11 protein-coding genes are annotated in these 10,653 nt (G+C 68.0%); 8 read left to right on the top strand and 3 right to left on the bottom strand.

All coding sequences use genetic code 11. The features are described 5' to 3' along the window. The first annotated feature begins 136 nt into the window (after window positions 1–136). Window positions 137–586 carry a nuclear transport factor 2 family protein gene (locus VMD50_RS13800; protein WP_325428311.1) on the top strand — a complete coding sequence of 150 codons (450 nt, stop codon included), beginning with the start codon at window positions 137–139 and terminating at the stop codon, window positions 584–586. Between the two features lie 35 nt (window positions 587–621). On the opposite strand, the gene VMD50_RS13805 is transcribed toward VMD50_RS13800, so the two are convergent. Continuing rightward, on the bottom strand, window positions 622–1,059 hold the full coding sequence (locus VMD50_RS13805; protein WP_325428312.1) for a cupin domain-containing protein: 438 nt from the start codon (window positions 1,057–1,059) through the stop codon (window positions 622–624). An 81-nt stretch (window positions 1,060–1,140) separates the two neighbouring features. On the opposite strand from VMD50_RS13805, the gene VMD50_RS13810 reads away from it, so the two are divergent. Then, the gene (locus tag VMD50_RS13810) at window positions 1,141–2,010 is read left to right on the top strand and encodes an alpha/beta fold hydrolase (RefSeq protein WP_325428313.1); all 870 of its coding nucleotides are present in this window, start codon (window positions 1,141–1,143) and stop codon (window positions 2,008–2,010) included. 112 nt (window positions 2,011–2,122) lie between these two features. Here VMD50_RS13810 and VMD50_RS13815 read toward each other — a convergent pair whose 3' ends face one another. Next, window positions 2,123–2,605, bottom strand: a complete 483-nt coding sequence (locus tag VMD50_RS13815) for a nuclear transport factor 2 family protein (protein WP_325428314.1) — start codon at window positions 2,603–2,605, stop codon at window positions 2,123–2,125. Window positions 2,606–2,717: 112 nt separating this feature from the next. Between VMD50_RS13815 and VMD50_RS13820 the strand changes: the two genes are divergently transcribed. The 5 genes from VMD50_RS13820 (at window position 2,718) to VMD50_RS13840 (ending at window position 8,030) form a co-directional block, all read left to right on the top strand. After that, on the top strand, window positions 2,718–3,902 hold the full coding sequence (locus tag VMD50_RS13820) for an acyl-CoA dehydrogenase family protein (RefSeq protein WP_325428315.1): 1,185 nt from the start codon (window positions 2,718–2,720) through the stop codon (window positions 3,900–3,902). A gap of 8 nt (window positions 3,903–3,910) precedes the next feature. Next, a complete protein-coding gene (bphC, locus tag VMD50_RS13825; RefSeq protein ID WP_325428316.1) occupies window positions 3,911–4,819 on the top strand; it encodes a biphenyl-2,3-diol 1,2-dioxygenase in 909 nt (302 codons plus the stop codon). After that, entirely contained in the window at window positions 4,816–6,282 is a 1,467-nt protein-coding gene (locus VMD50_RS13830; RefSeq protein WP_325428317.1) for an FAD-dependent oxidoreductase, read from the top strand. Before bphC ends, VMD50_RS13830 begins: the two co-directional genes overlap by 4 nt. 129 nt (window positions 6,283–6,411) lie before the next feature. Beyond that, the gene (locus tag VMD50_RS13835) at window positions 6,412–7,200 is read left to right on the top strand and encodes an IclR family transcriptional regulator (protein WP_325428318.1); all 789 of its coding nucleotides are present in this window, start codon (window positions 6,412–6,414) and stop codon (window positions 7,198–7,200) included. Beyond that, window positions 7,197–8,030: an SDR family NAD(P)-dependent oxidoreductase gene (locus tag VMD50_RS13840; protein ID WP_325428319.1), complete on the top strand. Its 834-nt coding sequence runs from the start codon at window positions 7,197–7,199 to the stop codon at window positions 8,028–8,030. The genes VMD50_RS13835 and VMD50_RS13840 overlap by 4 nt, the downstream gene beginning before the upstream one ends. 170 nt (window positions 8,031–8,200) lie before the next feature. Here VMD50_RS13840 and VMD50_RS13845 read toward each other — a convergent pair whose 3' ends face one another. Continuing rightward, window positions 8,201–8,458: a ferredoxin gene (locus VMD50_RS13845; protein ID WP_325428320.1), complete on the bottom strand. Its 258-nt coding sequence runs from the start codon at window positions 8,456–8,458 to the stop codon at window positions 8,201–8,203. Window positions 8,459–8,695: 237 nt separating this feature from the next. Between VMD50_RS13845 and VMD50_RS13850 the strand changes: the two genes are divergently transcribed. Beyond that, window positions 8,696–10,399, top strand: coding sequence for a 3-ketosteroid-delta-1-dehydrogenase (locus tag VMD50_RS13850; RefSeq protein ID WP_325428321.1), 1,704 nt, complete (start codon window positions 8,696–8,698; stop codon window positions 10,397–10,399). Window positions 10,400–10,653 lie beyond the last annotated feature (254 nt).

Here is a 10,653-nt window from a genome sequence, read left to right on the forward strand (position 1 = left end):
CAACCGTTCGACGACTGGTCCCCCGCTTTGTTGCGTGCCCTCATCGCGGTCTTCGACTTGAACGGCGTCACGCCGGCGCCGGCGCAACGCGGTTTCCGGCCTTATCTCGTCAGATAGCGCTATTAGGCTCACGCCGGTGGAGATGTGGGAACTGGTCGCCCGTGAGCAGATCCGTGACACGCTCGCGCGCTACAACTGGTTGGGCGATGCCGGCCGGCCCGACGGCCTTGCCGAAACGTTCTGCGCGGACGGCATCCTCGAAATTCGCGGGTCGCAGCCGTGGCGCGGGCGGGCCGAGATCGCGTCCTTCCTCGGCGGCATCACCGGGAGCGTCGCCGCCCGCGCCGACTTCAAGCCCGTAGTCCGGCACATCGTCACCAACGTGCTGTTCACCGGTCTCACGCCCGACGAGGCGCGGGTGTCGTCCTACTTCACCGTGGTCACCCAGATCGGGCTCGATCATTTCGGCCGTTATCGCGACGTCCTGGTGCCCGACGGTGGCACCTGGCTGATCAAGTATCGGAAGGTGTCGACGGATTGGGCGGCCCCGGACTCGACGATGGCCCGGCCGGCGCCGAACGTGTAGTCATGGCGACCGGCATCGGCGTGTCGTCGCCGTAGTTACACGTTCGGCGGCGACGCCCCGATCGTCAGGACGCTGAGCCGGCACCCCTGCGGACCGGCGAGCCAGGCGTGGTCGACGCCGGTGACCACCACGCTGTCGCCGACCGCCAACCGGTGCGTCCCGTCGTCCAGGATCAGATCCACCGAGCCCGCGAGCACCAGGTCGAAATCGACGGTGTCCGTGTGGTGCATGGAGAACTCGGCACCGGGTGCGTAGTCGATCGCCGTCCAGCGCAGCGCGCCGGGCGCCACGACCAGGTCGAGAAGCTTCGCGAATCGCCCACCGCCAGACGAAATCGACGGAAGGGACGGCGCCGCGTAGAGCACCGAATAGAGGATGCCGCCGAGACCGGCGTCGCCTTGCATTGCGACGGTGGCGTCCCGCGCGGCGCACGACCGCCCGGATTCGTCAACACCGGTGACCAGCAAGCGCATGGATGAAGACTGTAGACGAGGGCCGGCCGATGGGCGGAACACCGCTCCCGCTGGACGCGACGGCATGGCAGGGTGGCATCCGTGGCCAACACTGCTAAATCGACCGTCGAGCAAGACCTGCGCGAAATCAGCACCCCGAAAGGCGCTTTGCGCTATTGCGAGTGCGGCGAGGATTCCAGTCCGGTGCTTCTTTTTCTGCATGGCTCCGGCCCCGGCGTCACCGGCTGGCGCAACTTCCGCGGGATTCTGCCCACGTTCGCCGAGCACTTCCGCTGCCTGGTCCTGGAATTTCCGGGTTTCGGGGTCAGCGACGACTTCGGCGGCCACCCGATGGTTGACGCATTCGGCGCCGTATCGCCGTTGCTGGAGGCGCTCGGCATCGAGAAGGTACACATCGTCGGCAACTCGATGGGCGGCGGCGTCGGCATCAACTACGCCATCCGCAATCCGGACCGCGTCGGCCGTCTGGTGACGATCGGCGGAATCGGCACCAACATCTTCAGCCCCAGCCCCAGCGAGGGGATCCGGCTGTTGCAGGAGTTCGTCGAGGACCCGACCCGGCAACGGCTCGTCGACTGGCTGAAATCGATGGTGTACGACCAGTCCCTGGTCACCGAGGAACTGATCGAGGAACGCTGGCAGTCGGCGACCGACCCGGAGACCCTGGCCGCCGCGCGCCGGATGTATGGCAAGGCGGCGTTCGCCGCGATGAACGCCGCGATGGCGGCCTCCGACCGGCCGCAGCCGTGGGCGGTCATGCACAAGCTGGCCGCGCCGACGCTGCTCACCTGGGGCCGAGACGACAGGGTGAGCCCGCCGGATATGGCGCTGATCCCGATGCGCACCATTCCCAACGCGGAACTGCACATCTTCCCCAACTCCGGGCACTGGGCGATGATCGAGGCCAAGGAGGCGTTCGAAAGCACGGTCCTCGGCTTCCTGTCCCGCTAGAGCGGCGATCGCAAGCGCGGCGCCGCCGGGCGAAGCGGGTCGCCGCCATCAGGGCTAGAGCGGCGATCGCAAGCGCGGCGCCGCCGGGCGAAGCGGGTCGCCGCCATCAGTGCTAGCGACCCGCCAGGCCCTTCGTCAACAACGCATGCGCATCGGGGTTGCCGTCGAGGACTCGGCTGGTGCGGGTGGTGATCTGCCAGCGGTCGTCGATCCTCCTCAGCGCGAAATGGTGAGCGGTTGCCCGCCACACGCGGTAGGCCCCCTTTTCCGAGCCGTCGCGGACGAGCACCAGCGATTCACAGACGGCCACCGCCTCGTCGCCGTCGAGCGTGACGACGCAGGGCCCGAGGAAGTGGCTGCAGCCCTTGGCCACCAGATTCTGGTGGGCCTCCGACCTGATCATGGCGTGGACGTCTGCCCGGCTCTGCATGCGCCAGCCGTCGACGTCATAGACGCCGTCGGTCGCCCACAGCCGCGCGGCCGCATCCGCGTCCCCGGCGTCCACCGCCGGGCCGTAGGAAGCGATCAACTGCCGGATGTCGCGGTCGTCCTCGAGCCGGCGCAGCCGGGCCGTCAAGTCGTCAATATCGGTCATGGCTCCTGCTCCTCACCTGATCCGCATTTTCGTCCGCTCACCGGGAATGCCTTCGGGTTTGGCGCGGACTGCGGTAGACCATTACTAAGCCCCCACACGTAAGGACGACAAGATGAGCGAGCGGGTCATTGATCGAGTGGTCGCCATGGCGGATCAGTTGCGCGACCAGGCGGCCGAAGCCGAACGGCTCGGCCGCCTCACCGACGACACCGTCAAGCTGATGAAGGGGGCCGGCCTGATCCGGCTGCTGCAGCCCAAGAGCTACCAAGGGTTCGAGGTCCACCCGCGCGAGTTCGCCGAGACCGTGATGGCCACCGCGGCACTGGATCCGGCCGCCGGCTGGATCGTCGGCGTGGTGGGCGTGCACCCCTACCAGCTGGCCTACGCCGATCCCAAAGTGGCCGCCGAGGTCTGGGCCGACGACGTCGACACGTGGATGGCCTCCCCCTACGCGCCGCAGGGGGTGGCCAAGCCGGTCGACGGCGGCTACCTCTTCACCGGCCGGTGGCAGTTCAGCTCGGGCACCGACCACTGCGACTGGATCATCCTGGGCGCGATGCTCGGCAACGAACAGGGCATCCCACTGATGCCGCCCCAGATGCTGCACATGATCCTGCCGCGCAAGGACTACGAGATCGTCGAGGACTCATGGAATGTGGTGGGGCTGCGCGGGACCGGCTCCAAGGACATCATCGTCAAGGACGCGTTCGTTCCCGCCTACCGGACCATGGACGCGACCAAGGTGATGGACGGCACCGCCCAGCGTGAGGCCGGCATGACCGAGCCGCTGTATCTGATGCCGTGGTCGACGATGTTCCCGCTGGGCATCTCGGCGGCCACCATCGGCATCGCCGAGGGGGCGCTCGCCGCGCACCTGGACTACCAACGGGAACGAGTCGGCGCCACCGGAACCGCGATCAAGGACGACCCTTACGTCATGCACGCGATCGGCGAGGCCGCGGCCGACATCAATGCGGCCCGCCAGGAGCTGCTGGCCAACGCCGACCGCATCTACGACATCGTGGCGTCCGGCAAGGAGGTGTCCTTCGCCGACCGCGCGGCCGGTCGCCGCACCCAGGTTCGCGCCGTATGGCGCGCGGTCGCCGCCGTCGACGAGATCTTCGCCCGCTCGGGCGGCAACGCGGCGCGAATGGACAAGCCGCTGCAGCGCTACTGGCGCGACGTGCACGTCGGCCATCTGCACGCCATCCACGTCCCCGGCACCACCTACCACGCGTCGGCGCTGAGTTCCCTGGGCATCGATCCGCCCGAGGGCCCGCTGCGGGCCCTGATCTAGGAGTAGCCGTGAGTGACCTGAAAAGCCTTGGCTACATCACCATTTCGACCAACGACATCGACCGCTGGCGCCAGTTCGCCTTCGGTGTCCTCGGTTTCGCGGAAGGCAAGGGGCCCGATCCCGCGGCGCTTTACCTGCGGATGGACGAGCGCGCGGCCCGGCTCATCGTCGTTCCCGGCGAGACCGACCGGGTGCTCACCATCGGCTGGGAGGTGCGCGACCGCCCGGCCCTGCAACGAGTCAAAGCAACACTCGACGGGGCCGGGGTGCCGTTCAAACAGCTGTCCGCCGAAGACGCCGAGACCCGCCGGGTGGAAGAGGTAATCACCTTCGACGACCCGGCCGGCACCACGATCGAGGTGTTTCACGGCGCGGTACTCGACCACAGCCCGGTGATCACGCCGTTCGGCGCGAAGTTCGTCACAGGCGATCAGGGCATGGGCCATGTCGTGGTGCCCGCGATGGATCCCAACGGGCTGTTCGACTTCTACACCGAGGTGCTGGGTTTCCGTTCACGCGGCGCGTTCCGCGTGCCGTTGCCCAAAGAGTTCGGTCCGGTGCGGGTCCGTTTCCTCGGCATCAACGAGCGCCACCACAGCATGGCGATCGTCCCCGCGATGCATCAGCGCGATCCGCGCCTGGTCCACATCATGGTGGAGGTCGACAGCCTCGACGCGGTGGGTCAGGCGCTGGACCGCGTCAACGCCGAGGGCTTCCAGCTGTCGTCCACCCTGGGGCGGCACACCAACGACAAAATGGTCTCGTTCTACGTCCGGGCACCCGGCGACTGGGATATCGAGTTTGGCACCGACGGCATGCGCGTCGACGAAACCTATTACACCGCAGAGGAAATCACCGCCGACAGCTACTGGGGTCATCAGTGGGTCGGTGATTTGCCCGCCGCGATGAAGCCATGACAGACGACCGGGACGTCACCCCCATCCCGGCGTCCTCGATCGCGTCGTGGGATCAGGAGGCCGACGTCGTCATCGCCGGCTACGGTGTCGCCGGGGCCGCCGCGGCGGTGGAGGCGGCCCGGGCCGGCGCCGACGTGCTGGTCTTGGAGCGCACCGGGTCCTGGGGCGGCGCGGCCGCGATGGCCGGCGGCTTCATCTACCTCGGCGGCGGTACGCCGCTGCAAAAGGCTTGTGGCTTCACCGATTCCGTCGAGAACATGGCGGCCTTCCTCAACGTCGCGATGGGCCCCGGCGCCGACGAGGACCGAATCGCCGACTATTGCGACGGCAGCGTGGCCCACTTCGACTGGCTCGTCGGCTGCGGCGTGCCGTTCAAGGCGGAGTTCTTTTCCGAACCGGGCTGGGAACCGATGGGCGACCAGGGCCTGATGTACAGCGGCGGCGAAAACGCCTACCCCTTCAACACGATTGCCACGCCCGCCCCCCGCGGCCACGTCCCGCAGATGTCGAACAAGAAGCAGGGCGAGGCCAGCGCGGGCTACATGCTGATGAAGCCGCTCGTCGAGACGGCGACGGCGGCCAGTGCGCGGGCGCTGTACGACGTGCGCGTGCAACGCCTCATCGTCGACTCCGACGGCAGGGTTGTCGGCATCCGGGCCCGCCGGTACGGCACCGAAATGTCCTTTCGCGCGCGCCGCGGGGTCGTGCTCGCGACGGGCAGCTTCGCCTACAACGACGCGATGGTGGCGCGCTACGCGCCACGGATCGCCGGCCGTCCGGCCGCGTCCATCGAGCAGCACGACGGGCAGGCGATCCGGATGGCGCAAGCGCTGGGCGCCGACCTGGCCCACATGGACGCCACCGAGGTCGCGATCTTCATCGACCCGCAGCAACTCGTGCGGGGCATCCTGGTCAACGGCCGCGGGCAGCGTTACGTCCCCGAGGACACTTACCCCGGCCGGATCGGGCAGCTCACCCTGTATCAGCAGGACAACATCGCGTTCCTGATCATCGACGACGACGCGCAGCAGGAGGCGATGGCCTCGTGGTCGCCCAAGTTCATGCTGCGGCAGCCGACCTGGGTGGCCGACACGGTGGCCGACCTGGAACGCGACATGGGGCTGGCGCCCGGTGCGCTGCAGGCGACCGTCGCAGCCTACAACGAGGGCGCCACTCGCGGCGAGGATCCGCTCCTGCACAAGAAGCCGGAGTGGTTGCGGCCGATCGGTTCGCCGGTCGGTGCCATCGATTTGCGGGAGAACACCGGCGGTTTCACCCTGGGTGGGCTGGCCACCACGTTGGACGCGGAGGTGCTGCACGTCAGCGGTGAGCCCATCCCGGGGCTTTTCGCGGCGGGCCGTTCGACCGCCGGACTGGCCGCATGGGGTTACGCGAGCGGCGTCTCCCTCGGTGACGGCAGCTTCTACGGCCGCCGCGCGGGCCGGTCCGCGGCCAACGGCTGAGGCTCTTTGCGTGAGCAGACGGAAAGGCCCCGCACGCTCGGTGTGTCGGGGGCTTTTCCGTCTGCTCGCCAGCCGCTACGTTCCTAATAGGAATATGTCGGCCAGATACACTCCGCCGTGGGAGGACACATGTCAGCGCCCGTCGAATCGTCTACCCCCACGGCCGTCATCGACCGCATCGCGCTGGTTCTCGACGCATTCGACGGACCCGGACGGCTGACGCTGGCCCAGCTTGTCCGCCGGACCGGTCTGCCACGGTCCTCGGCGCATCGGATGCTCGAGCGCCTGGTACAACTGCGCTGGCTGCGCCGCAACGGCCGCGACTACGAGCTCGGCATGCGGCTCGTGGAGCTCGGTTCGCTGGCCGTGCACCAAGACCCCCTGGTGCGTGCGGCCGCCCCGCTGCTGGGCGAATTACACCGCGCCACTGGGCTTGTCGTGCACCTCGCGGTGCTGGACGGACCGGACGTCGTCTACCTGGAGAAGATAGGCGACGAGCGGGTCCCCACCCGGGTGGGCGGTCGTCAGCCCGCGCACTGTACGGCGGTCGGCAAGGCGATTTTGGCCTACCGCGACGAGGATGCCGAGGTCGACCTGCAGGTCCGCAAGACGAAGTACTCGGTCTCCGGCAGCGCGCAGCTCGCTGCGGAACTGGCCAGGGTGCGGGCCCGCGGTGTCGCCTTTGAGCGTGAGGAGTCGCTGCTCGGATTCGGTTGCGTCGCCGCGCCGATCGGCGACCCCGGCGCGGCCGTGGCGGCGGTGTCGGTGTGCGGTCCGATGAATCGCATGATGTTCGATCAACGACTGACCGCACCGGTGCGGATGACGGCTATGGGCATCTGGCGCACCGTCGAAGATGGCCCGCGCCCGACACTGCAGCCGCCGCGGCCGTTGCGTCCCGTGCTGCAGTACGCGTGAACCCGTTTTCCGGGGGCGTCGCAGTCATCACCGGGGCAGGTGCGGGCATCGGCGCGGGACTGAGCCGTCACGCGGTCGCATTGGGAATGACGGTCGTCCTCGCCGACGTTGACGCCGACGCCATCGCGGCGTTGCGCGACGAGCTCTGCGCTGCGGGGGGTGCGGCGACAGACGTCGTGTGCGACGTGCGCGATCCGGACGCCGTGCGCGACCTTGCCAACCGGACCTACCGCGACGTCGGTCCGGTGCGGCTGCTGGTGAACAACGCCGGAGTCGAACAGTTCGGGTACCTGTGGGACACACCCGTGGCGAATTGGCGACGCGTCGTTGACATCAACGTCAGTGGGGTGTTTCACGGGGTGCGGGCGTTCCTGCCGAAGATGATGGCCAGCGCGGAGCAGGCCTGGGTGTGGAACCTGTCGTCGGTTGGCGGAGTGCTCGCGATTCCATTGCAGGGGCCCTACATCATGAGCAAACACGCGATTCTCGCGCTGACCGAGTGTCTGTATCTCGATGTTCAGTCGGCCGGACATGACCATCACATCCACGTGCAGGCGGTGCTGCCGGGAGCGGTGGTGTCCAACATCTTCGAGTCTGCGGGTGGCGTCGAGGCGTCTGATGCTGCGGGCACCGCAGCCGCCGAACAGCAGCGCTCGGCCATGCTTGCCGTCAAGGCCGCGGCGATGGATCCACTGACAGCCGCCGCAACGATTTTCGAGCGGGCTGCCGAGGGCAGGTTCTACCTCTTCACGGAGCCATCAGCTGCGGATGCGATGGCGGAACGCACGAATGTTCTTGCATCGCAACGGCCGCCGGCGCTGCGGAGGTAATCAATCACAGCTGTCACATGCGTCTCCCGGATGGAGGACACGCTTTCTGTCCGCCTCACAGCGACAAATCCGCATGCACGCTTAACGCGCTGCAGCCTTATCGTCGCTGCGAGGCGGGCAAAACATGAGGTGCTTCTCGGCCGTGAACCGGTGGGCACTCCGACACGCAACTAGGTTGCCGCGCCGATCGTTTCGTCGACGATAGACAACTCACCGCGCCGCATCGCATCCAGGATCGGCTCGCTCAACGCCGAGCACGCCAGGAAAATACCCCGGCTACCCGGCACCGATATCTGCTGGGCTTCGGCGCGCTCGGCGCACCGAGCCGTCGCGTCGGCGTTCCACTGCACACTGGTCTGGTTCCGGCTGCTCTTTCGGGCCAGCACTTGCGCGCCGCAGCTGCGGCACGCCACCGGCTTCATGGGCATCTACGAGGCGGTTGTCGAGGCTGACCACCGTCACACCGAGCCCGCCGCCTCGGCGGCCAAGTTAGGCTCGACCTCTTTCATCCACGCCTCGTAGGGGCGAGTGGTATCAAGCTCAAACTCGAAGCGGTCCACCATACGCATGATTTAACTCCGGGAGCCGGGCGGGTGGGGGCTAGCTGTTCCACTGATCAGGACGAGACTTCTCTTTCCCCGCCGCCCCGGCATACGGTGCTGGACGTGGCCCCGCACAGCACGACGATCCCTGCCGGCCTTCGCGTCGCCGACACCACCGTGGATCTGCTGGTGGTGGGCTCGGGCACCGGCATGGCCGCGGCGCTGGCGGCGCATGAACTCGGGCTTTCGGTGCTGATCGTCGAGAAGTCGTCGTACGTGGGCGGTTCGACCGCACGGTCCGGCGGCGCGCTCTGGCTGCCCGCGAGCCCCGTGCTGCGGGAGGCCGGATCCGACGACACGACTGACCGCGCCGCCGCCTACCTGAGCTCGGTGGTGGCGGGGTCGGCTCCCCCGCAGCGATCAACCGAATTCGTGTCCCAGGTGTGCGCGACGGTCGACATGTTGCGCCGGACGACGCCGCTGCGGCTGTTCTGGGCCCGCGACTACTCCGACTACCACCCGGAGGAACCCGGCGGCACCGCGGCGGGCCGTACCTGCGAATGTCACCCGTTCGACACCTCGATCCTCGGCGACTACCGCACCCGGCTTCGGCCCGGCGTGCTGGAGGCCGGCTTTTCGATACCGACGACGGGCGCCGACTACCGGTGGATGAACCTGGTGGCGCGCGTGCCGCACAAGGGCATTCCCACGTTCGGCAAGCGGCTGGCGCAGGGGCTTGGCGGGCGGCTGATCGGCCGGCGCTACGCGGCGGGCGGTCAGGGCCTGACGGCCGGGTTGTTCGCGGGTGTGCTGCGCGCCGGTATCCCGGTGTGGACCGACACCGCGCTGTTGCGCCTGGAAGGCGACGGTGAGCGCGTGACCGGCGCGGTCGTGGACCATGGCGGACGCGAGGTGAGGATCAGTGCCCGTCGGGGTGTGGTGCTGGCCACCGGCGGATTCGACCACAGCATGGACATGCGGTGGAAGTTCCAATCAGAGTCGCTGGGCCCCCACCTGAGCCTGGGCGCCGAATCCAACACCGGTGACGGGATCCGCGCGGGCCAAGAACTCGGCGCCGACATCGGTTTGATGGAGCAGGCGTGGTGGTTTCCCGCCGTCGCGCCACTGCCCGGCAAGGCGCCGGCGGTGATGCTGGCCGAACGGTCGCTCCCCGGCTGCCTGATCGTGAACCAGCACGGCCGCCGGTTCGCCAATGAGTCGGCGGATTACATGACGTTCGGCCAGCGGTTGCTCGAGCTGGAGCGGTCCGGCACTCCCGTCGAAGCGATGTGGATCGTCTTCGACCAGCAATACCGCAATAGCTATGTCTTTGGCGCCCAGCTATTTCCGCGGATGCGCATCCCGCAGGCGTGGTACGACGCGGGCATCGCGGTACGCGCCGACGGCCTGGGCGGACTGGGCGCGCGGATGGGAGTTCCGGTGCCGGAGTTCTTGCAGACGATGACCCGGTTCAACGAGAACGCCTCCGCCGGTGCGGATCCCGAATTCGGCCGGGGGCGCAGCGCTTACGACCGCTACTATGGCGACCCGACGATCAAGCCGAATCCCAACCTGCGTCCGTTGGTGAACGGCCCGTTCTACGCGGTAAAAATGGTTCTCAGCGACCTGGGTACGTGCGGCGGGCTCAAGGCCGACGCGGCGGCGCGCGTGCTACGCGAAGACGGCTCGGCGATCGCCGGGCTCTACGCCATCGGCAACACCGCCGCAAACGCGTTTGGCACAACCTATCCCGGCGCGGGTGCGACGATCGCGCAGGGGCTCGTGTACGGCTACATCGCGGCCCGGAACGCGGCCGGTGCCGGTTAGGGCGTGTATGCGCCCGTCCCGGCCCGATGTCCTGTAATCCCTTGTGTCACTGTTGTTTCAGTGGTCACAGCGTAGGGATGTGTGTCGGTGGGCGTCCGTAGTGTTTCGAACATGGGTTCGGGTACGCGGGAGGACGTCCAGGAGGACTTCGACGCGCTGCGCGCGGCGGTGTCACGCGTTCTCGAGCATTCCTATGATGCGCTGACCACTCCCGAGCGCCTGGCGTTGCTGGAGCGCCTCGAACACGAGACCCG

The organism is Mycobacterium sp., assembly GCF_035506235.1.
In the GTDB taxonomy this organism is placed as follows: domain Bacteria; phylum Actinomycetota; class Actinomycetes; order Mycobacteriales; family Mycobacteriaceae; genus Mycobacterium.